The sequence below is a fragment of the Sphingomonas sp. G-3-2-10 genome (assembly GCF_012927115.1).
Taxonomy (GTDB): domain Bacteria; phylum Pseudomonadota; class Alphaproteobacteria; order Sphingomonadales; family Sphingomonadaceae; genus Sphingomonas.
On the sequence record NZ_JABBFY010000001.1, the window covers coordinates 993,641 to 1,019,221 of the forward strand.

Sequence of the window (25,581 nt, forward strand, 5' to 3'; positions counted from 1 at the left end):
TCATGGAGATCATTGAAAGTTACGCAAACGGAATGACTGGATAGGCTTTCTTCAGGCTCGCAAAGGCATCGCTGGCCACCAGACTGTCGAGGATCGGGTTGATCTGGGAGAGAAGTTCGATGTTTTCCTTCGAAACTGCCCATGCAATCTGAAGAACGGAGAAGGGGGCATTTCGCAAGCGATCGACCAGATCGGGGTTCTCGACGATGTACCGGCTGAGGATGAACTGATCCGACATCGCGACATCGGCCCGGCCTTCCTTCACCGCGCGCGGTGCTGCGGCGAGATCGGGGCCGTCTAGGTTGAGGATCGTCGCGTTGGTGAATTCCCGGCGGACATATTCCGCGCTCTGTTCACCGGCGACGACCGCGATCCGGATATCCTTGCGGTCGAGCTGTCGCACATCGGTGACATCGTTGAAGCGCGCGTCGTTCGCACGCGTCGCCGCGCCATTGCCCAGCGAGAACAGGGGTCGGGTGAACGCCACCTTTTCCTGGCGCGCGGGCGTGATGAAGGTGCCGGCGATGCTGAAATCGACTGCACCCTGCTGGATCAGCGGCGCGAAGGAATCCCAGCTCAGCGACCGCCACTTGATCCTTTCGAGCGGCAGGCGGGCATATTGGGCGAACAGCTTGAACACATCGACGAGGAAGCCCGTGGGCGGATGCGCCGGCCCCTGATCGGTCGAAATCTCGTAATAGGGAATGAAGCCGACCGTCAGCTTTCCGGACTCGGCCCGCTCTCGCAGCGCCGCGATCGAATCCAGCTTGCGGCTGCGGTTGCAACCGCCCATCGCCATGATGCCGCTGGCAGCCATGCCGCCAAGTACGAGCCGACGCGTGGTCATTCGAACCTCCCCCATTGATCCGAATCGCTACTGTAACCAGCGAAATCCGGCCTGCAAGTAAAGGGGAGGTCAAATCGAGTCAGTTTCAGTCAATATGGACTAAATTTATCCGGGACTGGAACGGTATAGCTGCGCATCTTGAAGCGGCGGCAAGTGACTGCCGCCGCACTTCAATCGTTTATGCGCCTTCGGGACGCCGATGCTTCATTTCGGCGTTCAGCATCTCCGCCAACAGGAAGGCGAGTTCGAGCGACTGCCCGGCGTTGAGCCGCGGATCGCAATGGGTGTGGTAGCGGTCGGCAAGGCCATGCTCGGTGATGTCGATCGCGCCGCCGGTGCATTCGGTGACGTTCTGGCCGGTCATCTCGCAATGGATACCGCCGGCGAACGTTCCTTCCGCGCGGTGCACCGCGAAGAAGCCGCGGACCTCGGCGAGGATGCGCTCGAACGGACGGGTCTTGTAGCCGTTGGCGGCCTTGACGACGTTGCCGTGCATCGGATCGCAGCTCCACACCACCGAATGCCCCTCGCGCTTGACCGCGCGGACAAGGGCAGGGAGGCCTGCCTCGATCTTGTCGTGCCCGTACCGGGTGATCAGCGTCATCCGGCCCGGGATGCGATAGGGGTTCAGCGTGTCGAGCAGGCGCAGCAGCGCATCGGGCTCGAGGCTGGGGCCGCACTTCATGCCGATCGGATTGCCGATGCCGCGCAGGAATTCGACATGCGCCGATCCCTCGAAGCGGGTGCGGTCGCCGATCCACAGCATGTGCGCGCTGGTGTCGTACCAGTCGCCGGTCAGGCTGTCCTGCCGGGTCAGCGCCTGCTCATAGGGGAGCAGCAGCGCTTCGTGGCTGGTGTAGAAATCGGTCGCCTTGAGCTGGGGCACGCTGTCGGCGTCGATGCCGCAGGCCTGCATGAAATCGAGCGCTTCGCCGATGCGGGCGGCCATTTCGGCATAACGATCGGCCCAGGGGCTCTTGCCCATGAAGTCATGAGTCCATTTGTGGACCTGGTGCAAGTTCGCATAACCGCCGCTGGCGAAGGCGCGCAGCAGGTTCAGCGTGGCGGCGGACTGGTTATAGCCGCGGATCATCCGCGCCGGATCGGGCTTGCGGCCCTCGGCGGTGAAGGCGATGTCGTTGACATTGTCACCGCGATACGACGGCAGCTCGAGGCCATCGATCGTCTCGGTATCGGCCGAGCGCGGCTTCGCGAACTGGCCCGCCATGCGGCCGACCTTCACCGTGGGCAGCTTCGACGCATAAGTGAGGACGACCGCCATCTGGAGGATGACGCGGAACGTGTCGCGAATGTTGTTCGGATGGAACTCGGCGAAGCTTTCGGCGCAGTCGCCGCCCTGGAGCAGGAACGCCTTGCCTTCCGCCACGCGCGCAAGATCGGCGGTGAGATTGCGCGCTTCCCCCGCGAAGACCAGCGGCGGATAGGAAGCGAGCCGATCGGTGGCGGCATCAAGTGCGACCGGATCGGGGTAGGTCGGCAACTGGCGCGCCTCGGCCGCTTTCCAGCTGTCGGGCTTCCACTCGCCGACGGTGTCATTATCCGCGCCGCGGACCTCGACATACCAGTCGGCATGATGGGCGATGCCGTTGGCGGCGATCTGGTTGACCACCTGCGCATTGGCGCGCTTGCCTTCGTCTTCCCAGCCCTGAACGGTCGAGCCCGGCGTGTCGTACCACGCGCCGAACGCGGCTCGGGAAAGGGAGCGTTCCTCGCGGAAGCGACGGATCTTGTTGCCTGCCAGTGTTGTCATGCCGCGCCTTTACCCACATGGGGTAAGTGAAGGCAAGGATGAAAATTCAAATGTCCTGATTTGGGTAATGTGGCATTTGCATCGGAGGGCGATACAGTGACGCGGTGAGCGCGAAGGAAGTTCTCGAACGGACCGGCGATATGCCGCCACTGTTGCGGGCCTTGCTGGTCGCGCGGTTCGGCGCATCGCCGCTAGCCTATCACAACCTCTCTCATATCCGGCACATGCTTGATGGATTTGCGGCTGTGTTCGCGGACGATCTGAGCGCGCGGGATGCACGGATCGCGCGCCATGCCATCTGGCTACACGACCTGTTCTACGATCCTGCGGCGGCGGACAATGAGCGGCGCAGCGCGGATATCGGACTGGCGCTGTTGCAGTGGCCCGAGGACGAGATGCGCGATCTCGAAACCTGCGTGATGGCAACGAAGGGCCATGCGACAGATCATCCGCTCGCGCGGATCGTGGTGGATCTCGACCTGTCGATCCTCGCGAGCGAGCGTGATGCGTACCGCGACTATGCGCTGGCGATTCGCGAGGAATATTCGATGCATCCGGAGGAAGCCTATCGGGCCGGCCGCATCCGCGTGCTCGACCATTTGTGCGACGCCCCGTTGCTGAGACTGTTGTCGGCGTCGCGCGGCCTGGCCGGGGATGCGCTGGAAACAGCGGCGCGAGCCAATATGCGGTGGGAGCAGGAACGGCTGCGTGGCGGCGGGCCGATCGAGGCGGCGCTTCGCGCGAATTGACAGGGCGGGGCGGGGTCCCCATCATTGGAGCATGGCCGCCACCGCGACATTCCTGCGCTTTCGCGTCCATTCCGGGCAGCTCGCCGCACGCGCCTAGCCCGGGTCTCGGCTGGCTGACGCCGCGAGGTCCGGGGTTTCACGAACCTGTTTGATTTGCCGCGGGTCAGCGCGACCCGGCGGCGCACCGACTTCAGTGAAAGCGAAACGCGTGGAAAGCACAGAAATCGTGGCGGACGGCAACAGCCGGCCGGCCATCACCCTTATCGATAGCGAATGCGATGCGCTCTATGCGCTGGCGCTGGCGATCCAGCCGAAATGGCCCGGGCGGGCGGCGCTGCTGCTGACCGAGCTGGACCGGGCGGAGATTCTCCCGGCGTCCGCAATGCCGGACGATGTGGTCACCATGAACAGCCGGGTCGAATTCATCGACGACAATAACGGCGCGCTACGCACCGTGAAGCTGGTGTGGCCGCAGGATGCGGACATCGAGGCCGGGCGCGTGTCGATCCTGTCGCCGGTAGGCACCGGCCTGATCGGGATGCGCGCGGGCGGATCGATCCTGTGGCCCGATCGCGGGCAGCACGACCGGTTGCTGCGTATCGTGCGGGTGGCGCCACCGGGCGGAGCATGAGCGTGGAGCAACTCGCGCGGCATCGCTGCACCGGCGACGACGGAACGCCGCTGATCGTTGTGGAATATCGCCATGTCTTCACCAGCGGGGAGGGCGGCAAGACGCGCAAGCATCGCGGATCGAGCTGGCTCGCGCTGCTCGATGGCGAGCCGGTGCGCTATATCGACGCCGCGACCTTCGAAGTGGTCGCCAGCGGCGAGCTGCTGCGGCGCGAGGCAACCGGCTGAGTTGCGGGTCGTTGTGTGCTGGCAACGACCCGAAGGACTGCCATGCATGTGCCCAAGGCCCGCAAGGGGATGCCCAGTCCGAAGCTGGACCGGGCGACCTTCCGCAGCCGCTATCTCGAGCAGTTCCGCGATCCCGCCTTCGATCCGATGCGCGCGGCGATCGACGAGATCGCGGGGGCGGCCTGGGATGCCTATGACAATTCGCGCAAGAGCCCGCAGACGGCGAAGGCCGGGCCGGGTTATGCCGATCCGGACTACGATCTCTCGACCGACTGGATCGCGGCAAAGGCGGCGGTCGACGCGGCCCGGGCGGAGAATGCTGATCGCGAGGGGCCGTGCCGCTTCCTGATCGTCAACGGGTCGCCCCGCAGCGAGCACACCTGCCCCGGCGAGATGTCGAAAAGCTGGAGGCTGATCGACATCGCGAAGAAGGCGTTGGAGGCGGATGACAGCGAGGTAGAGATCCTCGACCTGAGCCGGGTCACCTCCGAATATGGCCGCAACATCCACCCCTGCAAGGCGTGCTTCTCGACGGCCGCGGCGCTCTGCCACTTTCCGTGCAGCTGCTATCCGAACCATTCGCTCGGCCAAACGCACGACTGGATGAACGAGATCTACCCGATGTGGATCCGCGCGCATGGCGTGATGATCGTCACGCCGGTCCACTGGTATTCGCCCACCTCGCCGCTGAAGCTGATGATGGACCGTCTGGTCTGCGCGGACGGGGGCAATCCCGATCCGACTTCCACGCATGGAAAAAAGGCCGAGGAGGCAAAGCAGATCGAGCTGAGGGGGTGGGACTATCCGCGCCAGCTGGCCAACCGCTGCTTCTCCGTCGTGGTGCATGGCGATGTCGAAGGCGCGGAGAATGTGCGGCGCGCGATCGCCGACTGGCTGCGCTTCATGCAGCTATGCCCGGCTGGCGTCCGCGCCGAGCTCGACCGCTATATCGGCTATTGGGAACCCTATGCGACCAGCCACGAAGCGCTGGACAAGGACGAGGCGGTTCAGGGCGAAGTACGCAACGCCGCGCTGACGTTGCTGGAGGGGGTGCGGCAGGCGCGGGCCGGCATGCAGATCAACGCGGGGAGCCATTTGAAGGCCCCCCGCGAGAAATAGGCGTCAGCCCTTCGCGACCCAATTGCCGTGAAAGCCGGGGGGAACGCGATGGGGGATGCGGACGCTCGCGACCGGCGCGCCCTCGAACTTGGCCGCGTCGATGATGACCAGGTCGGTGGTCTCGGCCGGATGATGGACCACCAGGCCGATCAGCCAGCCTTCGTCCTCCGCCGCATCGGCATGGGTCGGCACGAACACGAACTCGCCGGGATAGCGATCCGCGCCGAACGCATGAATTTGGCGCGTCCCGGCTTCGAGGTCATGCTTGATCAGATGGTTGGCCGGCAGGAAACCCGCGCCTTCGTTCAGCGCCATCGTATAGGCATAGCGATAGGGCTGGCCGAATCGGCGCTCGTCGGGGCGAGGGAATTCCTGCGGATTGTCGTCGATCACCGTGCGGGTGACGCGGCCTGCCTTCGGATCGACGGTCCAGCGTTCGAACGCGCTGTGCGCCGAATCCGGGCCTACGGTGCTTTCGGCGAACATCGTCGTATGCGCGGCGACGTCGAGGATCACGGTGCCATCGGGCGCGTCATAGGCGTTGGCGACATGGAAGACGTAGCACGGGTCGACATCGCACCAGATGATCTCGTCCCCACGACCCTCGCGCGGGAGCAGTCCGACGCGGGCCTTGTGCGCCGGGTTCCATTTGTACGGGAAGCGCGCGCCGCCGATCAGCGCGCGCATCGAGAAGGTGACCGGCAGGTCGAGGACGATCGCGTAGCGTGCGGTGATCGCGCAGTCGTGGATCGACGGGCCGTGCTCGACCGCGACCGGCTCCTCGCGGCGCACCTTGCCTTCGGCGGTGACGACCGTGTGCCAGACATGGCTTTGGTCCTGCCCCTTGTAGCATATCGCATGCAGCTCGCCGGTCAGCGGATCGAGGTGCGGGTGCGCGGTGAAGCTGTGCTGCAGCGTGCCGTCGAAGGCATTGTAGGCGAGGCTTTCCAACGTCTCGCCCAGCTCGATCGGCGCGACGCCGGCTTCGGTCAGCGCCCAGGTCCGCCCGGCATGGCCGAGGACGTTGGTGTTGACGATGCTGGTGTCGCCGCGCGGGGAGGGGATCGGCGCTTCGCCGAGCGCGCGCGAGACGTCGGCCGAGCGCGTCCAGCGGTTACGATACCACAGCGCCTTGCCGCCCTCGATGCGCAGGCCGTGGACCATGCCGTCGCCGGTGAACCAGTGCCCGCCTGGCTGCGGATCGATCGGGTTCGGCCCGATGCGGAGATAACGGCCATCGAGCTGCGCGGGGATCGTACCGGTGACGGGCAGGTCCCCGATCGTCAGCTCCTCGCCCATCGGCGCGTGGATGCCTTCCACGAACGGATTGGGCTTCGCGGACGCAAGGGCGCGGTTGACCTTCGCCAGCGTCATCACGCCGCTGGTCACGGCTGAACGGATCGCGGTTTCGACGGTGCTTGCCATTTTCCGACTCCGGGCTAAATGTTGACGGTGTTTACATACGCTCAATGGTAACAGTGTCAACATGGCTGGCGACGAAGCGAAGAAATATCATCATGGCGACCTGCGCGCGGCGTTGATCGATGCGGGGCTGGGCCTGCTGGCCGAGCGATCGGCGGACGAACTGGGCCTGCGCGAAGTCGCGCGCACGGTGGGGGTCAGTGCGACCGCGGTGTATCGCCATTTTCCGGACAAGAGCGCGTTCCTGACGGCGCTGGCGGCCGAAGGGCTGCGGCTCCTTGGCGCGGCGCAATATGCGGCATCCGACGCGGCAGGGGGCGGCAAGAAGGGGTTCGCCGCGACCGGCGCTGCCTATGTGCGCTTCGCCATCGCCAATCCCGCGCTGTTCCGGCTGGCCTTTTCGGCGGGACCGGACAGCGCGCCACCCTGCTGGGGGCAGGATGATTGGGACGGGCGCGACAATGACGCGTTCCGCCTGCTCCGTCAGAATGCACAGCAAGTGTCGCCCGATGACGAAGCCGCGCGCCGTGTGGCGCTGAAGGCATGGGCGCTGGTCCACGGCCTCGCGCTGCTGATCCTCGACGGCCAGATCGTGCTGAGCGATGCGGAGATCGATGCGGTGGTCGGCGGGATGTAATCAGTCGGGCAGCGTCTCGCCGAGCATGTCGAGTTGGATGCCGATGCCATGCTCGCGGCTGCCATTATCTTCGTAGCCGTCGAGATAGACGCCCGTCTCGGTATGGACCAGCCGGGTGCCGGCGCCTTCTGGATGCAGTTCGACCGTGGCGAGATTGACCGAGATCGGCTTGCCGTCGATCTTCATGCGATAGGCATAGACGATCCGCTTATCGGGCACGATGTCGTGATAATCGCAGTCGAAACGCGACACGCGGCCGGTCTTCCACTTCGCTTCGATATGTTCGCTGGCGCCCACGCCGAATTCGAAGCCGCGGCTGATCAGGTCCCATTCGTCGCCCGGCGGGGCGAACCAGCGCCGTTTCGCTTCCTCGGTGGCGAAGGCGGCGAAGACCTTGGCCGGAGACTGGCGATAGACGCGTTCGAGGACGAACTTGTCGTGCACGGCGGTCATTCGGAAATCTCCCTGTCCAGATCGTCGAGATAGGTGGCGAGGCGGCTGTACCGCCCCTCGGTTTCGCGGCGGCGTTCGATGATCCAGCTTTCGACGCGATCGAGCGCCAGCGGCTGGAGCGTACAGGTGCGGATACGGCCCTGCTTGGCGGTTTCCACCAGACCGCTCGATTCGAGCAGCTTGAGGTGCTTGAGGAAGCTGGGCAGCGCCATCGGGAAATGGCTGGCGAGATCGCTGACGCTGGCCGAGCCCTGGCCCAGCCGCTCGACCACCGCGCGGCGGGTGGGATCGGCGAGCGCGGCGAACAGCGTCTCGATCGGTTGTTGGTTAGCCATATGGCTAGGTATCAAAAGGCTGACCTGACCGCAAGCGCCGGTCAGGGCGTGTCGCACTTCCAGCCGACGATCGAGACGACTTCCACGGCCTCGCCGAACCGCCGGATGCTCCATGTCCGGGTGGCGGCGACATTGCCGTCCCTGCCGAGGATATCGAGGCGGAGCGTTTTGGCGCGGATCAGGCGGCGGGCGAAACCGGAAGGATCGCCGGGAACCGGGAAGCTCAGCTTATCGCCGCTGGCGTGGTAGAGCAGATCGACCGGCGCATCCCCGTCGATCACCGCGCGGGCGCCGGATACCGATGATGTGGACAGCGCGGCATCGGCTTCGATCGAGAAGGCGACGCCGATAAAGGGCGCGTCGAACCAGCGGTCTTTCGAGGCGGTGAACACTGCCTCCAGATAGGCGGGCGGCGATGCCGAAGCGTCGCTGGCGCCTTTCCAGCGTCCGACGCTCGCCTTGCCGCTCTTGCTGGCGTCGATCAGCGTGAGATCGCGAAAGGCGTTGAAGCTGCAGATCGTGTTCGTGCCCATCTCGCGGATATCGATCCGGCGGGTATCGACGCGCTGGGCGAGGGCAGGGCTCGCGAGGGCCAGCAAGGCTCCGGCCGCGATCATCAGGCGCATTGGCGGCTCCCCTTCAATATCCCGCGTCGAGATCGACTTCGTTCTTCATCGGCCGGCCCTCGGCATAAGCCTTGAGATTCTCGACGAACAGCGCGGCGGCGCGCAGGAACATGCGGGTCTGGCTGCGGCCGGACAAATGCATCGAATGGATCGCGTTGGGCGTGCGCCACAGCGGATGTTCGGGCGGCAGCGGTTCGGGCGTGACCGTGTCGAGGAACGCGCCGCCGATCCGGCGTTTGGTCAGTGCCTCGATCAGCGCATCCTGATCGATCAGTTCGCCGCGACCGACATTCACGATCCACGCGCTGGGCTTCATCGCCGCCAGCTCGTCCGCGCCGATCATCGCCCGGCTCTCGCTGGTCGAGGGGGCGGCGAGGAATATCCAGTCATAGTCGCCGATCCGCTCGCGCCATTGATCGGGCGTGAGGCTGCCGTCGCTGCCCGAACGGGTGACCGCGGTCACCTTCGTGCCGAACGCCTTCAGCCGCTCGCCGATCAGCTTGCCGATCGTGCCATAGCCGATAATCAGGGCGTTGCTTTCGAACAGCTCCTGCTTGCCCGGCGCGTCCATCGGCCATTCCTGCCGGTCGGCCGCACGGACCACTTCGTCATAGCGTTTGGCGGCGACCAGCGCGCCCATCACCGCATATTCGGCGACCGTATGAGCATTGACCCCGCTGCCGTTGGTGACGCGGGTGCCACGCTCGCGCAGCAACCCGGTGTCGAGCGCGTCGAGGCCGGCATAGATGGTCGAAAGCCATTTCAGGTTTCCGCCCGCCGCGACGGCGGCGGCCCAGTCGGCAGGCTTGTTCATGTCGAGCCAGCCGATCTCGGCCGATGGCGCCAGCGCTACGGCTTCCTCGCGAGTCATGAACCAGCTTGCTTCGATGCCGGGCGGAAGATGCGGCTCGACCAGCGGACGGGCGAGCGCGGGGAGGACGGCTTTCATGAGCGCGAGGTTAGCGCGATGGTCCGCGCGCGCAATCCTCCCCGGTTGCTGAGAATGGCGTCAGTCGTCGCGATCCCGACGCGGGCGTTCGCGGGTCTGGGGGGAAGGCGAGGGATCGCCCTTCCAGTCGGGGTTCCGCCCCGGACCACGCGCGGCCGGAATAGAAGGCGTTGCGGCTGGCGAGGGCGTCGCTTCGGGGCGGCGCGGTCTGCGATCGTCGCGGTCGCGGTCGCGGTCCGCGGAGCGATCCCCCGCCTCGTCGGCGCGGCGGCGATGCTCGCCGGCTTCACGCGAAGCTTCCTCGGCTTCGCGGACGCGATCGGTGTCGGGGGTACGGGCCCTGCCGTCGCGGCCGAATTCCCTCACCGGCTTGTCGCCCTGATAGGCATAGGAACGCTCGCCGCGCTGGACGAAAAAGGGACGATCCTCGCCACGACGGAAATAGGCCACGTTCCTGCCGTCGCGATCGGCAGTGCGGACGATGCGGCCATCCCGGCGCCACGCCCAGCCATCACCATAGCGAATGCGATCGACCCCGGTGCCGGCACGGATCTCGTCCTCGATGTCGCTGGCCTCCACCAGCGGTGCGCTTTCGCCGGCGGTGGCTCCGGCGACGGGCTTCGGCACGGCGGCCACGGTGACGGCGGCCGTGTCGCTGTCGTCGGCATCCTCGACCAGCGTGTCGTTGAACGCCGAGTCGTCGACATCGGCGGCGTTGCCGACATCGACGAGCGCATTGTCGGTGGTCTTGTCGGCACCATTGCAGGCGGCAAGCGCCAGTGCCGGGGCAAGGGCGATCAGGGGCAGGCGTATCATCAAGGGTCTCCGATCAGGGGATCGAAGGATGAAATGCGCAAGTGTCTGGTGTTTCTCCGCCGATCAGAGATTCAGTTTCCAGTCCCAGCCCAGCGGATCGCCGTCCATCACCTCGACGCCCGACGCGATCAGCTCGTCGCGGACCGCATCGGAACGCGCGAAATCCTTGTCCGCGCGCGCCTGCTTGCGCTCGGCGAGCCGGGCTTCGATCGCTTCGGGTGTCAGCGTGGCATCGGCCGGACGGACGCGCAGCGCGTCGCGGGTCAGGTTGAGCAGGTCCAGCCCCAGCACATCGTCGAAATGGACGAGCAGGGCGAGCTTGCGACCCGTGGTCAGCTTCTTGTCGGCCACCATCGCCTCGAGCACCGGAAGCGCCTTGGGCGTGTTGAGGTCGTCGCTGACCGCGGCATCGAGCTGGACGAGATAATCGTCGTCGCCCGAAGCGTCTGTAGCGGGCGACAGCGGGAGCGCGCGGACGGCCATGACGAGCCGCTTCAGACGGGTCAGCGCCGCCGCGAGATTGTCGGGGCTGAACTCCAGTTCGCTGCGATAATGCGCGCTCAGGCACATCAGGCGATAGGCGAGGGGATGCACGCCGCGCCCGACCAGCGCGTCGAGCGTGGCGATGCCGCCCTTGGACTTCGACATCTTGCCGTCGCGGTCCACCAGGAAGTTGTTGTGCATCCAGAACTTCGCGCCCGAGTCCGCGCAGCCGCAATGCGCCTGGTTCTGCGCGATCTCGTTGACGTGATGGATCTGGCGATGGTCGATCCCGCCGGTGTGGATGTCGAAGGGCAGGCCGAGCAGCTCGCTGCTCATCACCGAACATTCGAGGTGCCAGCCCGGCGCGCCGCGACCCCAGGGCGAGTCCCATTCCATCTGGCGCGTCTCGCCCGCGGGGGTCTTGCGCCAGATCGCGAAGTCCTGCGGGTGGCGTTTGCCTTCGACGGGATCGATCCGCCCTTCGCCGATATCGTCCTGCGAACCGGCGAGGCGGCCATAATCGGGGACCGAGCGGCTATCGAAATACAGGCCCGACTCGATTTCGTAGCAATGATCCGGCGCGATAGCCTGGGCAAAGGCGATCATCTTGATCACGTAATCGGTTGCCAGCGGCATTTGCGTTGGCTTGCGGATGTTCAGATCGGCCAGGTTGCGGCGGAACACGTCGGCGAAATGGCGCGAAATGTCCCACGCGTTCAGCCCCTGCTTGCGCGCGGCCGCCTCCATCTTGTCTTCGCCGGCATCGGCATCGGACGTCAGATGGCCGACATCGGTGATGTTGATGACATGGGTGAGCCTGTTGCCCTTCCAGCTCAGCACGCGGCTGAGCGTGTCGGTGAAGACATAGGCGCGCAGATTGCCGAGGTGCGGGTCGGAATAGACGGTGGGTCCGCAGGAATAGACGCGCACGCCCTTGGCGGCGTCGAGCGGTTCGAACCGCTCGAGACTGCGGGTGATCGAATTGTAAAGCGTGAGAGGCGCGGCGTTCATGGCGGCGGGCCATACCGCGTGCGTGCGCGATTTCAAAGGAAGCGCGCCCCTTCGCCCACGGAAGCGGGAGCGAAGGGGTTGGCGAAGGCCTTTACGCGGCGGCGAGCCTGGCCGGGCCGCGCGGACGGAGCACACCGATTCCGCTGCTGCTGCCCGCGATCAGCGGCAGCGCAGTCGCGCAATGGGCGCATTCGGCGGTAAGGCGGCCGACGATCCAGTGCGACTGTCCGCAGCCCGGGCAGTGGTTTGCCTCATTGGCGCGATAGCCGATGCGATAGCCGGTGTGCGACTGACGGATGCCGAAATCGTACATGATACACCTCCGTAATAGTCCGCAGCCAACGGGCGAGAATCGTCATTTGTTCCGCCATGACAGCGACGAACCGTTATTTATCATCGATGAGTTGCAAAATCATCACGATTTTCATCGCGCCGACGTGATAAGCTGAACGGCGGATAACAGCTCCGTTCAGCCTCGGGGCACCGTCGTTCATCCAAAGCATGTGCAACGGGCGAATACGCCGCCCGGGGGAGACCGACCATGAAGAAGCTTCTGCTTTCCGCCGCGATCGCGACGGCTGCCCTTTCCGGTGCGCTGACTGCCACCTCCGCTTCGGCACAGCCCTACACCTATTCGGGTCCGGCGCCGGGCGAAGAGGAATATTATGACGATCAGGGCCAGGACGGCTATTATGACGATGGCGGCTATGAGCGCAGCCGCACCGAAGTGCGCGTCGAGTATCGCGAAGGCTATCGGGACAATGGCCGCTATCGTCCGGGCGACTATTATCGTGGCGACGGGCAGGGCAGCCTGAACGGTTATCGTGGCGATCGCCGCCGCTACTATCGCAATAACGAGCGCTGCTCGGGCACGACCGGCGCGATCGTCGGCGGCCTGCTGGGCGCAGTGATCGGCGGCGAGGCCGGGCGCGGGGGGTATTACAACCGCCGTAGCGGCACCGGCACGATCTTGGGCGCAGGCGCCGGCGCACTGATCGGCAGCGAGATCGACCGTAGCAATTGCCGCGAAGACTATCGGGACGGCTATCGCGGTGGGTATCGCCGCTGAGGCGAATCACCAGCGGCGGCTCTTGGCGTTGAGCCGCAACGAATTACCGGCGGCCGTTGCCGCTGAGCAGGAATAAGGCGTCACGCAGGGAAAAGGGCGTCCGCGGTAACTCGCGGGCGCCTTTTTCTTGCTCTGTCGGAAATGGAGGCCCGACCGGGAATCGAACCCGGGTGCAAGGATTTGCAGTCCTCTGCGTCACCACTCCGCCATCGGGCCTCGGAGCGAGCGGCGGCTTTGCGCAGGCTGCCCCTTCCATGTCAACATCGGCGATGCGAAAATTGCGTACGGGTGGGCGGATGTTTCCGCAGAGCCGCACACAAAGCGCGCGGATGTTTCCGTAGAGCGGCACACAGAAGGTCGCTTGGCGTAGGCCCCGCGCCACGATACATAGCGCCGAACCCAACAAGTGTATTGCGCAGATAACACGGCTGTGCGAGATAAGCGGAGTGATGATGACCCCGACGGTCGATGCCGCGCATTCGATGCGCCATGCAATGGTAGCCAGCCAGCTGCGCACCAACTCGGTCAGTGATGTCCGGGTGGTGGAAGCGATGGCACGCTTGCCGCGCGAGCAGTTCGTGCCGGAAGAGCATCGCGGGATCGCCTATCGCGACACGCTGCTGCCGCTGAACGGCGGACGCCGCCAGAATTCGCCGCTGGCCACTGGCCGGCTGCTGACCGAAGCGCAGATCCGTTCGACCGACCATGTGCTGCTGATTGGCGCGGCCGGCGGCTATTCCGCGGCGGTGCTGGCGGAGATGGCCGCTTCGGTCGTCGCGCTGGAAGAAGATTCGAGCCTGCTGGCGATCGCCCGCGCGGCGCTGCCGGACGCCGGTAACGTCACGCTGGTCGAAGGGCCGCTGGCGCAGGGCTGGGCCAAGGCCGGTCCCTATGACGTGATCCTGATCGACGGCGCCGTCGGGCATATCCCCGACGCGCTGATCGCCCAGCTCAAGGATGGCGGGCGCATTGCGACCGGAATCGAGGATCGCGGCATCACGCGGCTGGCGACCGGCCGCAAGACCGGTGGCGGCTTCGGCCTGAACGAGTTCGCCGATATCGAATGCGCGGTGCTGCCCGGCTTTGCCAAGCCGCGGACATTTCAGTTTTGAAAGACCAGAAGATGAGGCTCATGCGACTTTCCACCCTGTTCCTGGGCGCGAGCCTGGCGGCGCTGGCGATGCCGGCGGCGGCGCAGACGACCCAGACTGCACCGGGCGCAGCCCCGGCGGCGGCGCAGCCGACCATGACGCTGCGTGATGCCCTTGTCCTCGCTTACAACAGCAATCCCGATCTGGCCGGCGAGCGCGCCAACCTGCGCGCCACCGACGAAGGCGTGCCGATCGCGCGTTCCTCGGGTCTTCCCGGTGTTACGTCGAACGCAGGCGTCGACCAGAGCCTGCACAACACCGATCAGGGGCTGAGCCCTGGCCGCCGCGGCACGCTGGGCGTCGATCTGTCGGTGCCGGTCTATGCCGGCGGTTCGGTGCGCAATTCGGTGCGCGCCGCCGAGACTCGCGTCGAAGCCGGCCGCTCGCTGCTCCGCGCAGCCGAGGCGGATATCTTCACCCAGGTCGTGACCGTCTATGTCGACGTGATCCGCGACGAAGCGATCGTCCGGCTGAACCAGCAGAATGTGAGGGTGCTTGAGGTCAACCTCCAGGCCACGCGCGACCGGTTCGAGGTGGGCGACCTGACCCGTACCGACGTTGCCCAGTCCGAAGCGCGCTATGCGCTGGCGCAGGCGCAGCTCCGTGGTGCGGAAGCGCGCCTGATCGGCAGCCGCGAGAATTTCATCCGTGTGGTCGGCGCGCCTCCGGGCGTGCTGGCGCCGCCGCCGCAGCTGCCGGGCCTGCCTTCGACCGTCGAAGGCGCCACCGACATCGCGCTGGCCAATAATCCCAATCTCGACGCTGCCGTGAAATCGGGCGAAGCGACGCGCTACGACGTCAATGTCGCGCAGTCCGGCCGTCTGCCGCGCGTGAGCGTCGGCGTCGGCGGCAACTATTATAACTATCTCGGATCGGGCACGGCGCGTTCTACCGCTGCTGGCTTCAACGACGACGGCTTCTCGACCAGCGCGGGCGTGAACCTGTCGCTCCCGCTGTTCCAGGGCGGACGTCCGGCCGCGCAGGTGCGTCAGGCCAAGGCGCGGCGCGAGGCGGCGCTGGAGACGGTGACCTTCACCGAACGTGGCGTGATCGCCCAGGCCCGCTCGTCCTTCGCGCTGTACCAGTCTTCGCTGCGCGTGATCGAATCGTCCAAGGTCGCGGTCGACGCCAACCGGCTGAGCCTCGAAGGCGTCCGCGCCGAGAACAGCGTCGGCACGCGCACGATCCTCGACATCCTCAACGCCGAGCAGGAATTCCTCAATTCGCAGGTGACTTACGTGACTGCGGAGCGCGACGCCTATGTCGCCGGGTTCACCCTGCTGGCAGTGATGGGCAAGGCCGAAGCCGAGGATCTGGGGCTCGATGGCGGCCCGCTGTACGACCCGCTGACCAACTATAATCAGGTTCGCCGTGGCTGGTCGGACTGGTCGGACGGCCCTCCGGAGACCGTAAAGGGTACGCGGACCAATCAAACTCCCGTGCAAAATCCTGAAGTTACGCCGGGAACGGATCCTTTGTTAACCAGACCAGTTGACAGTACCCGTACTAATCCTTGATTGAGCGCGCTGCCGTCTTTCGGATAGAAGGTGCTGGTGGATATGGGGGATATCAGTTCCGAGCCTTCGATGGAGGAGATTCTCTCCTCTATCAAACGCATCATCGCCGAAGAGGGCGATGCTGCGACGGGGACGCGTTCGCGTCGTCCGGGCCCGGCCAGAACGACGCCGCGCGCTGATCCCATCGGGGGGGAAGAAGTGCTCGAGCTGAGCGAGTTGGCGGCTGAGGAAGCTGCCGACGCGCCGACGCCCGCGCCGTTGCCCATTGGAGCCCCCGACGTGCCACCTCGTCCCGAGACTCTTCGTCCCGAAGCCGCCGCTCCTGCGCCGCGCGCCGCCGATCCGATCCTGTCGGAGCACGCGGTCGAGGCCACCCGTGGCCCGCTCGAGGCGCTGTCGCGGATGGTGGTGAAGCCCGAGGTCGCCGGTTCGGACACGCTCGAAGGGCTGGTTCGGGAGCTGCTCAAGCCGATGCTGCGCGAGTGGCTCGACGAAAATCTCCCGCAGGTCGTCGAAACGATGGTCGCGCGCGAGATTTCGCGGATCACCGGGCGGTAAAATTCCCAGCGCATTTTGGCTGACGGCGCGATTGTATCCGCCGTCACCATCTGCTTAAAACCCGCTCCATGAAGCACTTCCTGCTCGCGGGCGTTGCGCTCGCCTCCGTCGCCGCGCCTGCCGCGGCCCAAGACCAGACCGCAAAGCCGGCGGGTCGCGACCTCACCATCGAAGACGTGGCCAAGCTCTCCCGAGTCGGCGCGCCTGTCGTGTCGCCCGACGGGCGATGGCTGGTGTGGCAGCAGCGAGAGACCGACCTGCCCAACAATCGCGGCCGATACGATCTGTGGCGCCTCGATCTGTCGACCAAGGGCGCGGTGCCCGAGCCGCTGGTGGCCGAAGCCACCGTCAACGAAACCGGCCCGCAGTTCGGCCCCGGCAACATCGTCTATTTCCAGTCGGACAAGGGCGGCGCGGACCAGATCATCTCGATCCCGGTGACTGGCGGCGCACAGACGGTGCAATCGGTGCCCGCGGGCGGCTTCTCGGGCTTCAAGCTCTCGCCCGACGGCACTCGCGTGCTGGTGTGGGCCGATCGCAAGCCCGGCGCGCCGACGATCGAGCCGGCGCAGGTCAAGAAGGACGCGAACGCCGGTTCGGCACGCGTCTATGACAAGATGTTCGTGCGCCACTGGGACACCTGGTCGAATGGCGACCGATCGCAGCTGTTCGTCCTGCCGCTGGGCAAGGACAATGCGGCGTCGATCCCGCTGAGCCGCACGCTGGACGGCGATACCCCGTCCAAGCCGTTCGGCGGCGGCGAGGAGACGGCATGGTCGCCCGATGGCAAGACCGTGTTCTTCGCGCTGCGCGAGGCGGGGACGACCGAACCGCTGTCGACCAACCTCGACATCTTCTCGGTCCCTTCGGACGGCTCGGCCGCGCCGATCAACCTGACCGCCGACAATGACGGGACCGACAACCTTCCGACCGTGTCGCCAGACGGCAAGTGGCTCGCCTATTTCGCGATGAAGCACCCCGGCTACGAAGCCGACCGTCAGGTGCTGATGCTGCGCGATCTGGCCACCGGCAATGTCCGCGCGCTGACCGAAGGCTGGGATCGCTCGGTCGCGTCGATCGCATGGGCGCCGGACGGCAAGAAGATCTACGTCACGGCGCAGGATACGCAGGAAGAACCGATCTTCACCGTCGACGTGAAGACCGGCAAGGTCACGCGGCTGACGCAGGAAGGCGTGGTCTCGGCGGTGATCCCGACGAAGAAGGGCGTCATCTTCTCGATGAACAGCCTGTTGTCGCCCGACGATTTCTACAGCCTGACCGGCAAGACCCCGGTGCGGCTGACCAGTGTCAACGCGGCGAAGCTGGAAGGCATCGCAATGCCCAGCGTCGCCCGCTTCAACTTCACCGGCGCCAATGGCGACACGGTGTGGGGCTATGCGGTGAAGCCCGCGTCGCTGGCGGAGGGCAAGAAGGCACCGGTGGCGTTCATCGTGCACGGCGGGCCGCAAGGCAGCATGAACAACAGCTGGTCCTATCGCTGGAACCCGGCCGTGTTCGCGGGCGCGGGTTATGCGGTCGTGACCGTCGATTTCCACGGCTCGACCGGATACGGGCAGGGTTTCACCGACGCGATCAACAAGAATTGGGGCGGCTGGCCGCTGGAAGATCTGCAAAAGGGTCTTGCGGCTGCTACGACCAAGTTCACATGGCTAGACGGCGACAAGGCGTGTGCGCTCGGCGCATCCTATGGCGGCTATATGATTAACTGGATCGCCGGCCAGTGGCCCGACCGGTTCAAGTGCCTCGTCCAGCATGACGGCGTTTTCGACGCGCGTGCGATGGCGTACGAGACCGAGGAACTCTGGTTCGACGAGTGGGAGCATGGCGGCAAGCCCTACCATGAGGACCCGGCCGAGTATGAGAAGTGGAACCCGGTCAACCATGTCGACAAATGGAAGACCCCGATGCTGGTGATCACCGGCGAGAAGGACTTCCGCATCCCCTATACCCAGGGTCTGGCGAGCTTCACCGCGCTCCAGCGCAAGGGCATCGCTTCGCGGCTGGTGGTGTTCCCCGACGAGAATCACTGGGTGCTGAAGCCGAAGAACTCGATGCAGTGGTACGGCGAAGTCATCGGTTGGTTGAACAACCATACCGGCGGCCGCGACGGCTTCGTCGTGACCGCGACGGGGCAGTAACCTGCCTTATCCGTTTTCCGTCACTCCGAATCCGGGGTGACGGAAAGGGACTTGTTCAAAGCGCCCCGAATGTCCCGATCCCGGCGCTCAGCACCGGCCACAGCATCATGACGATGCCGGTCAGGCTGGCGAGGAACACCAGCGTCCGGATCACCGGGATGCCCGCCGCATAGATCGGCAGGTACAGCACGCGCCCGCCTAGCCACAGCAGCGCGCCGATCGCGGTGTACATCGAATAGAGCTGCGTGATGCCGAGCAGGGCGACGGCCGCGATCACCAGCGGGAACGTCTCGAAGAAATTCGACTGCGCGCGCTCCAGCCTGCCGACGACGGGCCAGGCCGGGGGCAGGGCCTCGTCCCGCGCACCCATGTTCCACTTCGCGCCATATTGCCGTGTCCGCACCTGAGCGGTGCCGAAGATATGGATCAGAGCCAGTACGCAGCCCCAGGCCAGCACGGCATATTCGATACGCAGCATCGCATTCCTCCCTCTGTTTCACGCCTTTGTACCACCCAATGACTTTTTCATCGACCCGGAGGGCGGCTCACCGCTAAAGCCCCGCCATGACCGAGCTTCCCAAGACCTTCGACCCCGCCGAAATCGAATCCCGCTGGTACGCCCATTGGGAAGATAAGGGCCTGTTCGCGCCCGAGCGCCCCGGCGCCGATCCGTGGACGCTGGTGAACCCGCCGCCCAACGTGACGGGCAGCCTGCATATCGGCCATGCGCTCGACAACACGCTTCAGGACATCCTCGTCCGCCACGCCCGGCTGAAGGGCAAGGACGCGCGCTGGGTGGTCGGCACCGACCATGCCGGCATCGCGACGCAGATGGTGGTCGAGCGCCAGCTGAACGCCAGGCAGCAGAAGCGCACCGACTTCACCCGCGACGAGTTCGTCGCGAAGGTGTGGGAATGGAAGGAAGAGAGCGGCGGCGAGATCACCGGCCAGCTCCGCCGCCTCGGCTGCTCGATGGACTGGGCCAACGAGCGTTTCACCATGGACGAGGGCTTTTCGAAAGCCGTGCTCAAGGTGTTCGTCGAACTGTACAAGCAGGGTCTGCTGTACCGCGACAAGCGCCTGGTGAACTGGGATCCGGGCCTTGGCACCGCGATCTCCGATCTCGAAGTCGAGACGACCGATGTGAAGGGCGGGTTCTGGCGAATCCGCTATCCGCTCGCGGATGGATCGGGTTCGATCGAAGTCGCGACGACGCGGCCCGAGACGATGCTGGCAGATATGGCGGTGGCGGTGCATCCGACCGACGAGCGCTACACCGCGCTGGTCGGCAAGCAGGTGAAGCTGCCGATCACCGGACGCCTGATCCCGATCGTCACCGACGAACATGCCGATCCCGAGCTGGGTTCGGGCGCGGTGAAGATCACGCCGGGGCATGACTTCAACGATTTCGAAGTGGGCAAGCGCGCGGGCTTCAAGGCCGGCGAGATGCTCAATATGCTCGATGCGAAGGCAAACATCACCCAGACGAGCGATGGGCTGATCCCCGACGATCTGATCGGCATGGAGCGGTTCGCGGCACGCAAGGCGGTGGTCGAGCGGCTGAAGGCCGAGGGCTGGCTGATCCCGCATATCGACAAGGACGGCAACGAACACGACGCCGAGCCGCGCACCATCGCGACGCCGTTCGGCGATCGTTCGGGCGTGGTGATCGAGCCGTGGCTGACCGACCAATGGTATGTCGATGCCGCGACGCTCGCGAAGCCGGCGATCGAAGCGGTCCGCTCGGGGGCGACCAAGGTGGTGCCGAAGAGCTGGGAGAAGACGTACTTCAACTGGATGGAGAACATCCAGCCGTGGTGTGTGAGCCGCCAGTTGTGGTGGGGGCATCGGATTCCGGCTTGGTTCGCCGACGATGGCAAGATTTTCGTCGCGGAGACTGAAGATGAGGCCGCTCAGCAAGCTGCGGAGCATTTCCGGAGCGGTGAGGTGCCTTCGCCGAAGGTGATTTTCCTCGACACGGAGAATGTGCGAGCCGGAAATGAGATTTCTGGTTGGATTGGCAAAGCCGAGGACGCTGGTTCGAAACCGATCGATCGCGACACCGTTGTGCTTCGCCAAGACCCCGACGTCCTCGACACCTGGTTCTCCTCCGCGCTTTGGCCCTTCGCGACGATGGGCTGGCCGGATGCGGGCGAGTGGAAGAACCGCTATCCCAACGACGTGCTGATCTCGGGCTTCGACATCCTGTTCTTCTGGGATGCGCGGATGATGATGCAGGGTTTGCATTTTCTGAAGGAAGTGCCGTTCAAGACCTTGTATCTCCACGGTCTTGTCCGCGCGGCAGATGGCGCGAAGATGTCCAAGTCGAAGGGCAATGTCGTCAATCCGCTGGGGCTGATCGACAATTACGGCGCCGATGCGCTGCGCTTCTTCATGGCGGCGATGGAAAGTCAGGGCCGCGACATCAAGATGGATGAGAAGCGGATCGAGGGATACCGCAACTTCGCGACGAAGCTGTGGAACGCGGCGCGCTTTGCCCAGTCCAACGGGATCGGCGCGAGCGCAACGCTGGAAGCGCCGGAAGCGACGCTGGCGGTCAATCGCTGGATCATCGCCGAGACGGTGAACACGGTGCAGGCGCTCGATCTGGCGCTGGCCGATCTGCGCTTCGACGAAGCCGCGAACACGATCTACCAGTTCACCTGGAGCCGCTTCTGCGACTGGTATCTCGAGCTTATCAAGCCGGTGTTGCAGACCGAAGGCGCCGAGGGCGCCGACGAGACGCGCGCGGTGGCGGGATGGGTGCTCGACCAGATCCTGGTGATGCTCCACCCGTTCATGCCGTTCATCACCGAGGAACTGTGGTCCAAGATGGGCCCGCGCGAGCATGAGCTGATCGTGGCGAAGTGGCCGATGGCCGATGCCCGCGCGCTCGATCCCGAAGCGGCGAAGGAAGTCGACTGGCTGATCCGTCTGGTCAGCGAAATCCGCACCGCGCGGACCGAACTGAACGTGCCGCCGGGCGCGCGTCTGCCGGTGCATGTCCGCGATGCTTCGGGCGCCACCGCCGAACGGCTGTCGCGGCAGGAAGCGGCGCTGGCGCGTCTCGCCCGTGTCGATCAGGCGAGCGGCGATGCGCCCGAAGGCGGCGCGCTCCAGATCGTGGTGGACGAAGCGACCTTCGTCCTGCCGATCGCGGGCGTGGTCGATCTCGAGGCCGAGCGCGAGCGTCTGAAAAAGGCGATCGGGGCGGCGGAGAAGGAACGCGACGGTCTCGCTGGCCGGCTCAACAACCCGAGCTTCGTCGAACGCGCCAAGCCCGAAGCGGTGGAGAAGGCACGCGCGGACCATGCCGAAAAGGCTGCCGAGGCGGAGCGGCTGAGCGCGGCGCTGGCGCGGCTGGGGTAATCCCCCGCCGCGCAACCGGCCCGGTCTGAACGCGTTCTTCACCCCGGCGATACCGTACGGCGCGCTTCGCACTACAGGCTAGGCGAAGCGTGCGCCGTTCCGTATCCGCCGTCATGGGGCGGTAGAGGGGACAGAGCTTGGCGCAATCACCGCAACGGCGCGACCTGACACAGGGCGATGTCGGCCGCACCCTGCTGCTGTTCGCGCTGCCCACGCTCGGATCGAACATCCTCCAGTCGCTGAACGGCTCGATCAACGCGATCTGGGTCGGGCGTTTCCTTGGTGAAGGCGCGCTGGCGGCGACCTCGAACGCGAACATGGTCATGTTCCTCATGTTCTCGGCCGTGTTCGGCTTCGGCATGGCGGCGACCATCCTTGTCGGCCAGAGCATGGGACGCGGCGACGTCGAAGGCGCGCGGCGGGCGCTGGGTTCGGCGACCGGGCTGGTGATGGGTGGCGCGGTGGTCGCGTCGGTGGTCGGCTGGATCTTCGCGCCCGACATCCTCCGCTTGCTCGCCACCCCGCCCGAAGTGATGGACATGGCGCTGGACTATCTCCGCGTGATCTTCCTCGGCCTGCCTGCCGGCATGTTGCTGGTGCTGCTGATGATGGGCCTGCGCGGCGTGGGCGACGCCATGACGCCATTGTGGTTCATGGGGCTGGGCGCGGTGATCGATGTGGGGCTCAACCCGCTGCTGATCGCCGGGATCGGGCCGTTTCCGCAGATGGGCATCGCGGGGTCCGCGACCGCGACGCTGATCGCCAACCATGTCTCCGCCATCGGCCTGCTGATCGTCATCTACTGGCGCGACTTGCCGATCCGGCTGCGCGGCCATGAACTGCGCTGGCTGCTGCCGGCTCGCGCGCTGATGAAGACGATCGTCGCCAAGGGCCTGCCGATGGGCGCGCAGATGGTGGTGATGACGTTGGCGGGCCTCGCAATGGTCGGGCTGGTCAACCGCCGCGGTGTGGACACTGCCGCCGCCTACGGCGTCTCGCAGCAATTGTGGACCTATATCCAGATGCCCGCGATGGCGATCGGTGCGGCGGTGAGTGCGATGGCCGCGCAGAATATCGGGGCAGGGCGCTGGGACCGTATCGCCCAGATCACGCGATCGGGCATCCTCTACAATGTCGTGATCACCGGGGCGATGGTGGTGCTGGTCATCCTGTTCGACCGTCCGGTGATGGCGCTGTTCCTCGGCGGCGACAGCCCGGCGCTGCCGATCGCGCGGCATATCCAGCTGATCGTCAGCTGGAGCTTCATCCTGTTCGGCACCACGATGGTGATGTTCTCGGTCGTCCGCGCCAACGGAGCGGTCTGGGCGCCGCTGATCGCGCTGATCGTCGCACTGTACCCCGTGCGCTTCGGCTTCGCGCTGTTCGCCGAGCCCCTGCTGCACGCGGATTCGCTGTGGTGGAGCTTCGTGCTGGGATCGGCGACCGCGATGGGGCTGGCGGCCGCCTATTACCGCTGGGGCGGGTGGCGCGCGACGCGGTTGGTAGTCGCACCCGAGCAGGAAGAGGTGGAGGAACAGGCGCTGGCCAGCGGCGAGCCGGCGGGACGGATACAACCGGCAGGCTGACCCTTGCACCACGCCACGGGCTGGCGCAGAAGCCCGGCCATGAGCCAATACCCCGCGCTTCGCCTTCGCCGCACCCGAGCCTCGGCCTGGAGCCGCCGGATGCACGCCGAGACCGTGCTGACGCCCGCCGATCTGATCTGGCCGCTGTTCGTCACGTCGGGCGATGCGGAAGAGCCTATCGCGACGCTGCCCGGCGTGTCGCGCTGGTCGGTGAAGGGCATCGTCGAGCGTGCGAAGGAAGCCGCAGCGCTCGGCATCCCGTGCGTCGCGCTGTTCCCCAACACCCCGCACGAACTGCGCAGCGACGATGGCCGCGAAGCGTTCAACCCCGACAATCTGATGTGCCGCGCGATCCGCGCCATCAAGGATGCGGTGCCCGATATCGGCGTGCTGACCGACGTCGCGCTCGATCCCTATACCAGCCACGGCCATGACGGGCTGGTCGATGCCGCCGGCTATGTGCTGAACGACGATACCGCCAAGGTGCTGGTCGATCAGGCGGTGGTTCAGGCCGAAGCAGGCGCGGACATTGTCGCGCCCAGCGACATGATGGACGGCCGCGTCGGCATGATCCGCGACGCACTGGAGAGCGGCGGCTACGCCAATGTCCAGATCATGGCCTATGCCGCCAAATATGCGTCGGCTTTCTACGGTCCGTTCCGCGACGCGGTGGGGTCACGCGGGCTGCTGAAGGGCGACAAGAAGACCTATCAGATGGACCCGGCCAATGCCGAGGAAGCGCTGCGCGAAGTCGGCCTTGATCTGGCCGAAGGCGCGGACAGCGTGATGGTGAAGCCCGGCCTGCCGTATCTCGACATCATATTGCGTGTGAAGAGCGAGTTTCAGGTTCCTGTATTCGCGTATCAAGTAAGCGGCGAATATGCGATGATCGAAGCCGCAGTCGCGGCAGGTGCTGGCGAACGCGACGCGCTGGTGCTCGAAACACTGATGGCGTTCAAGCGCGCCGGAACCTCGGGCGTACTGACCTATCATGCTCCGGTCGCGGCACGATTGCTGAACGGATGATCGTCACCGAACGCCTGGTCCTGCGCCTGCCGGAGCCGCGCGACCGTGGCGCGCTGGTCGGCATGTTCACCGATCAGGAGGTGATGGCCGATCTGTTTCCGGGGCTGGACGAAGCCGCGGCGGAAGCGGTCCTGACCAAGCATGACGGGTTCCGTCACGAAGGGCTGGGGTTCCTCACCGTCGAGCGGCGCGAGGATGGCGCCGTGGTCGGCTTTTGCGGCCTGAAGCGCGGCGAAAAACACTCTCCGATCGCCGATCGGGTCGAGGCGGGATGGATCGTCGACAAGCCGTGGTGGCGTCATGGCTATGCCGGCGAGGCGATGGCCGCGATCCTCGACGATGCATGGCCCCGGATCGATGCCGACCGCATCTATGCGATCACCGCCGCACTCAATCTGAAGAGCCAGGGCCTGATGTCGCGGCTGGGGATGCAGCGGCTGGCGGACGGCGATTATGACAGCGCGACATTTCCCGAGGGGCATCGGCTTCGCCCCACAGTGACCTTTGCAATCGAGAGACCCGCGGCATGATCGAGACCGAACGCCTGATCCTGCGCGGCTGGAAAGACAGCGATCTCGATCCCTTCGCGGCGATGAGTCAGGATCCGCGCGTCATGGCGACGCTGGGTCCGCTGATGAGCCGGGACGAGGCAGCGGCGGTAATCACCCGGATCGAAGGCATTCGCGAGGCGCATGGCTATACCTTCTGGGCGATCGAACGGCGCGAGGATGGCGCGTTCCTGGGTTTTTGCGGGGTAAAGCCCGGCGCGGAGGATACGCCGATCGCCGGCGAGGTCGAAATCGGCTGGCGGCTGGCGCACGATCATTGGGGCAAGGGCTATGCCCGCGAAGCGGCGCAGGCGAGCCTCGACTGGGTATGGACCCATCTCGACGCCGATCAGGTGGCCGCGATCACCACGCCCGGCAACAGCAACAGTTGGGGCCTGATGGAGCGGCTGGGCATGGTGCGCGCGCCGGAAGACGATTTCGATCATCCCAAGGCGATCGGGCATCTGATCCCGCACATCACCTATCGCATCGCCAGACCGGCGAAACGCGGTTAATCGCAGG

The 25,581-nt window shown here is 65.6% G+C and carries 26 protein-coding genes and 1 tRNA gene; 15 read left to right on the top strand and 12 right to left on the bottom strand.

The genetic code is table 11. The features are described 5' to 3' along the window. Positions 1–19: 19 nt before the first annotated feature. Positions 20–847 (bottom strand): transporter substrate-binding domain-containing protein, encoded by an 828-nt coding sequence (locus HHL13_RS05030; RefSeq protein WP_169554636.1) that lies wholly within the window; start codon positions 845–847, stop codon positions 20–22. 178 nt (positions 848–1,025) lie between these two features. Then, entirely contained in the window at positions 1,026–2,618 is a 1,593-nt protein-coding gene (locus HHL13_RS05035) for a 3-deoxy-7-phosphoheptulonate synthase class II (protein WP_169554637.1), read from the bottom strand. Between the two features lie 104 nt (positions 2,619–2,722). Between HHL13_RS05035 and HHL13_RS05040 the strand changes: the two genes are divergently transcribed. The 4 genes from HHL13_RS05040 (at position 2,723) to HHL13_RS05055 (ending at position 5,344) form a co-directional block, all read left to right on the top strand. Beyond that, positions 2,723–3,367, top strand: coding sequence for a metal-dependent phosphohydrolase (locus tag HHL13_RS05040; RefSeq protein WP_169554638.1), 645 nt, complete (start codon positions 2,723–2,725; stop codon positions 3,365–3,367). Between the two features lie 208 nt (positions 3,368–3,575). Beyond that, the gene (rnk, locus tag HHL13_RS05045) at positions 3,576–3,998 is read left to right on the top strand and encodes a nucleoside diphosphate kinase regulator (RefSeq protein ID WP_346775478.1); all 423 of its coding nucleotides are present in this window, start codon (positions 3,576–3,578) and stop codon (positions 3,996–3,998) included. Next, the gene (locus HHL13_RS05050; protein WP_169554639.1) at positions 3,995–4,225 is read left to right on the top strand and encodes a hypothetical protein; all 231 of its coding nucleotides are present in this window, start codon (positions 3,995–3,997) and stop codon (positions 4,223–4,225) included. Before rnk ends, HHL13_RS05050 begins: the two co-directional genes overlap by 4 nt. A gap of 42 nt (positions 4,226–4,267) precedes the next feature. Further along, complete coding sequence (locus HHL13_RS05055) at positions 4,268–5,344, top strand: flavodoxin family protein (protein ID WP_169554640.1); 1,077 nt, start codon at positions 4,268–4,270, stop codon at positions 5,342–5,344. A gap of 3 nt (positions 5,345–5,347) precedes the next feature. Here the strand turns inward: HHL13_RS05055 and HHL13_RS05060 are convergent, their stop codons facing one another. Next, positions 5,348–6,769, bottom strand: a complete 1,422-nt coding sequence (locus tag HHL13_RS05060) for a carotenoid oxygenase family protein (RefSeq protein ID WP_169554641.1) — start codon at positions 6,767–6,769, stop codon at positions 5,348–5,350. A 61-nt stretch (positions 6,770–6,830) separates the two neighbouring features. Here HHL13_RS05060 and HHL13_RS05065 point away from each other — a divergent pair, with 61 nt between their 5' ends. Continuing rightward, complete coding sequence (locus HHL13_RS05065) at positions 6,831–7,403, top strand: TetR/AcrR family transcriptional regulator (RefSeq protein ID WP_169554642.1); 573 nt, start codon at positions 6,831–6,833, stop codon at positions 7,401–7,403. Here HHL13_RS05065 and HHL13_RS05070 read toward each other — a convergent pair whose 3' ends face one another. The 7 genes from HHL13_RS05070 to HHL13_RS05100 all read right to left on the bottom strand — a co-directional run bounded on the left by HHL13_RS05070 (position 7,404) and on the right by HHL13_RS05100 (position 12,389). Then, positions 7,404–7,856, bottom strand: coding sequence for an SRPBCC family protein (locus HHL13_RS05070; protein WP_169554643.1), 453 nt, complete (start codon positions 7,854–7,856; stop codon positions 7,404–7,406). It lies immediately after the preceding gene. Further along, positions 7,853–8,191: a metalloregulator ArsR/SmtB family transcription factor gene (locus HHL13_RS05075; protein WP_169554644.1), complete on the bottom strand. Its 339-nt coding sequence runs from the start codon at positions 8,189–8,191 to the stop codon at positions 7,853–7,855. The genes HHL13_RS05070 and HHL13_RS05075 overlap by 4 nt, the downstream gene beginning before the upstream one ends. 41 nt (positions 8,192–8,232) lie before the next feature. Further along, positions 8,233–8,817, bottom strand: coding sequence for a hypothetical protein (locus HHL13_RS05080; protein ID WP_169554645.1), 585 nt, complete (start codon positions 8,815–8,817; stop codon positions 8,233–8,235). 13 nt (positions 8,818–8,830) lie between these two features. Further along, complete coding sequence (locus HHL13_RS05085) at positions 8,831–9,766, bottom strand: NAD(P)-dependent oxidoreductase (protein WP_169554646.1); 936 nt, start codon at positions 9,764–9,766, stop codon at positions 8,831–8,833. Positions 9,767–9,826: 60 nt separating this feature from the next. Next, positions 9,827–10,582, bottom strand: a complete 756-nt coding sequence (locus HHL13_RS05090) for a hypothetical protein (RefSeq protein ID WP_169554647.1) — start codon at positions 10,580–10,582, stop codon at positions 9,827–9,829. 63 nt (positions 10,583–10,645) lie between these two features. Continuing rightward, positions 10,646–12,076, bottom strand: coding sequence for a cysteine--tRNA ligase (cysS, locus tag HHL13_RS05095; protein ID WP_169554648.1), 1,431 nt, complete (start codon positions 12,074–12,076; stop codon positions 10,646–10,648). 91 nt (positions 12,077–12,167) lie between these two features. Next, the gene (locus tag HHL13_RS05100) at positions 12,168–12,389 is read right to left on the bottom strand and encodes a hypothetical protein (RefSeq protein ID WP_169553742.1); all 222 of its coding nucleotides are present in this window, start codon (positions 12,387–12,389) and stop codon (positions 12,168–12,170) included. A 228-nt stretch (positions 12,390–12,617) separates the two neighbouring features. On the opposite strand from HHL13_RS05100, the gene HHL13_RS05105 reads away from it, so the two are divergent. Beyond that, positions 12,618–13,145: a hypothetical protein gene (locus HHL13_RS05105; RefSeq protein ID WP_169554649.1), complete on the top strand. Its 528-nt coding sequence runs from the start codon at positions 12,618–12,620 to the stop codon at positions 13,143–13,145. Positions 13,146–13,287: 142 nt separating this feature from the next. On the opposite strand, the gene HHL13_RS05110 is transcribed toward HHL13_RS05105, so the two are convergent. Further along, positions 13,288–13,361 (bottom strand) — tRNA-Cys (locus HHL13_RS05110). A 233-nt stretch (positions 13,362–13,594) separates the two neighbouring features. Here HHL13_RS05110 and HHL13_RS05115 point away from each other — a divergent pair. From HHL13_RS05115 to HHL13_RS05130, 4 genes are all read left to right on the top strand, one after another. Then, complete coding sequence (locus tag HHL13_RS05115) at positions 13,595–14,257, top strand: protein-L-isoaspartate O-methyltransferase (protein WP_240953624.1); 663 nt, start codon at positions 13,595–13,597, stop codon at positions 14,255–14,257. A gap of 20 nt (positions 14,258–14,277) precedes the next feature. Next, complete coding sequence (locus HHL13_RS05120) at positions 14,278–15,813, top strand: TolC family outer membrane protein (protein ID WP_169554650.1); 1,536 nt, start codon at positions 14,278–14,280, stop codon at positions 15,811–15,813. 198 nt (positions 15,814–16,011) lie between these two features. Beyond that, positions 16,012–16,371: a DUF2497 domain-containing protein gene (locus HHL13_RS05125; RefSeq protein ID WP_346775479.1), complete on the top strand. Its 360-nt coding sequence runs from the start codon at positions 16,012–16,014 to the stop codon at positions 16,369–16,371. Positions 16,372–16,439: 68 nt separating this feature from the next. Next, positions 16,440–18,530, top strand: coding sequence for a S9 family peptidase (locus HHL13_RS05130; RefSeq protein ID WP_169554651.1), 2,091 nt, complete (start codon positions 16,440–16,442; stop codon positions 18,528–18,530). 55 nt (positions 18,531–18,585) lie between these two features. Here HHL13_RS05130 and HHL13_RS05135 read toward each other — a convergent pair whose 3' ends face one another. Then, a complete protein-coding gene (locus HHL13_RS05135; protein WP_206376992.1) occupies positions 18,586–19,005 on the bottom strand; it encodes an MAPEG family protein in 420 nt (139 codons plus the stop codon). An 89-nt stretch (positions 19,006–19,094) separates the two neighbouring features. Between HHL13_RS05135 and HHL13_RS05140 the strand changes: the two genes are divergently transcribed. The 5 genes from HHL13_RS05140 to HHL13_RS05160 all read left to right on the top strand — a co-directional run bounded on the left by HHL13_RS05140 (position 19,095) and on the right by HHL13_RS05160 (position 25,574). Beyond that, entirely contained in the window at positions 19,095–21,899 is a 2,805-nt protein-coding gene (locus HHL13_RS05140; protein ID WP_169554653.1) for a valine--tRNA ligase, read from the top strand. A gap of 137 nt (positions 21,900–22,036) precedes the next feature. After that, entirely contained in the window at positions 22,037–23,485 is a 1,449-nt protein-coding gene (locus HHL13_RS05145) for an MATE family efflux transporter (RefSeq protein ID WP_240953625.1), read from the top strand. 39 nt (positions 23,486–23,524) lie between these two features. Next, positions 23,525–24,511, top strand: a complete 987-nt coding sequence (gene hemB, locus HHL13_RS05150; protein WP_169554654.1) for a porphobilinogen synthase — start codon at positions 23,525–23,527, stop codon at positions 24,509–24,511. Continuing rightward, positions 24,508–25,041, top strand: a complete 534-nt coding sequence (locus HHL13_RS05155; protein WP_169554655.1) for a GNAT family N-acetyltransferase — start codon at positions 24,508–24,510, stop codon at positions 25,039–25,041. Before hemB ends, HHL13_RS05155 begins: the two co-directional genes overlap by 4 nt. Beyond that, the gene (locus HHL13_RS05160; protein ID WP_169554656.1) at positions 25,038–25,574 is read left to right on the top strand and encodes a GNAT family N-acetyltransferase; all 537 of its coding nucleotides are present in this window, start codon (positions 25,038–25,040) and stop codon (positions 25,572–25,574) included. Before HHL13_RS05155 ends, HHL13_RS05160 begins: the two co-directional genes overlap by 4 nt. Positions 25,575–25,581 lie beyond the last annotated feature (7 nt).

Excerpts from the sequence above, each read along its gene's own strand:
- HHL13_RS05030 (WP_169554636.1), bottom strand. The coding sequence starts at position 847 with ATGACCACGCGTCGGCTCGTACTTGGCGGCATGGCTGCCAGCGGCATC.
- HHL13_RS05035 (WP_169554637.1), bottom strand. The coding sequence starts at position 2,618 with ATGACAACACTGGCAGGCAACAAGATCCGTCGCTTCCGCGAGGAACGC.
- HHL13_RS05050 (WP_169554639.1), top strand. The coding sequence starts at position 3,995 with ATGAGCGTGGAGCAACTCGCGCGGCATCGCTGCACCGGCGACGACGGA.
- HHL13_RS05055 (WP_169554640.1), top strand. The coding sequence starts at position 4,268 with ATGCATGTGCCCAAGGCCCGCAAGGGGATGCCCAGTCCGAAGCTGGAC.
- HHL13_RS05060 (WP_169554641.1), bottom strand. The coding sequence starts at position 6,769 with ATGGCAAGCACCGTCGAAACCGCGATCCGTTCAGCCGTGACCAGCGGC.
- HHL13_RS05065 (WP_169554642.1), top strand. The coding sequence starts at position 6,831 with ATGGCTGGCGACGAAGCGAAGAAATATCATCATGGCGACCTGCGCGCG.
- HHL13_RS05070 (WP_169554643.1), bottom strand. The coding sequence starts at position 7,856 with ATGACCGCCGTGCACGACAAGTTCGTCCTCGAACGCGTCTATCGCCAG.
- HHL13_RS05075 (WP_169554644.1), bottom strand. The coding sequence starts at position 8,191 with ATGGCTAACCAACAACCGATCGAGACGCTGTTCGCCGCGCTCGCCGAT.
- HHL13_RS05080 (WP_169554645.1), bottom strand. The coding sequence starts at position 8,817 with ATGCGCCTGATGATCGCGGCCGGAGCCTTGCTGGCCCTCGCGAGCCCT.
- HHL13_RS05085 (WP_169554646.1), bottom strand. The coding sequence starts at position 9,766 with ATGAAAGCCGTCCTCCCCGCGCTCGCCCGTCCGCTGGTCGAGCCGCAT.
- HHL13_RS05090 (WP_169554647.1), bottom strand. The coding sequence starts at position 10,582 with ATGATACGCCTGCCCCTGATCGCCCTTGCCCCGGCACTGGCGCTTGCC.
- cysS (WP_169554648.1), bottom strand. The coding sequence starts at position 12,076 with ATGAACGCCGCGCCTCTCACGCTTTACAATTCGATCACCCGCAGTCTC.
- HHL13_RS05100 (WP_169553742.1), bottom strand. The coding sequence starts at position 12,389 with ATGTACGATTTCGGCATCCGTCAGTCGCACACCGGCTATCGCATCGGC.
- HHL13_RS05105 (WP_169554649.1), top strand. The coding sequence starts at position 12,618 with ATGAAGAAGCTTCTGCTTTCCGCCGCGATCGCGACGGCTGCCCTTTCC.
- HHL13_RS05115 (WP_240953624.1), top strand. The coding sequence starts at position 13,595 with ATGATGACCCCGACGGTCGATGCCGCGCATTCGATGCGCCATGCAATG.
- HHL13_RS05120 (WP_169554650.1), top strand. The coding sequence starts at position 14,278 with ATGCGACTTTCCACCCTGTTCCTGGGCGCGAGCCTGGCGGCGCTGGCG.
- HHL13_RS05130 (WP_169554651.1), top strand. The coding sequence starts at position 16,440 with ATGAAGCACTTCCTGCTCGCGGGCGTTGCGCTCGCCTCCGTCGCCGCG.
- HHL13_RS05140 (WP_169554653.1), top strand. The coding sequence starts at position 19,095 with ATGACCGAGCTTCCCAAGACCTTCGACCCCGCCGAAATCGAATCCCGC.
- hemB (WP_169554654.1), top strand. The coding sequence starts at position 23,525 with ATGAGCCAATACCCCGCGCTTCGCCTTCGCCGCACCCGAGCCTCGGCC.
- HHL13_RS05155 (WP_169554655.1), top strand. The coding sequence starts at position 24,508 with ATGATCGTCACCGAACGCCTGGTCCTGCGCCTGCCGGAGCCGCGCGAC.
- HHL13_RS05160 (WP_169554656.1), top strand. The coding sequence starts at position 25,038 with ATGATCGAGACCGAACGCCTGATCCTGCGCGGCTGGAAAGACAGCGAT.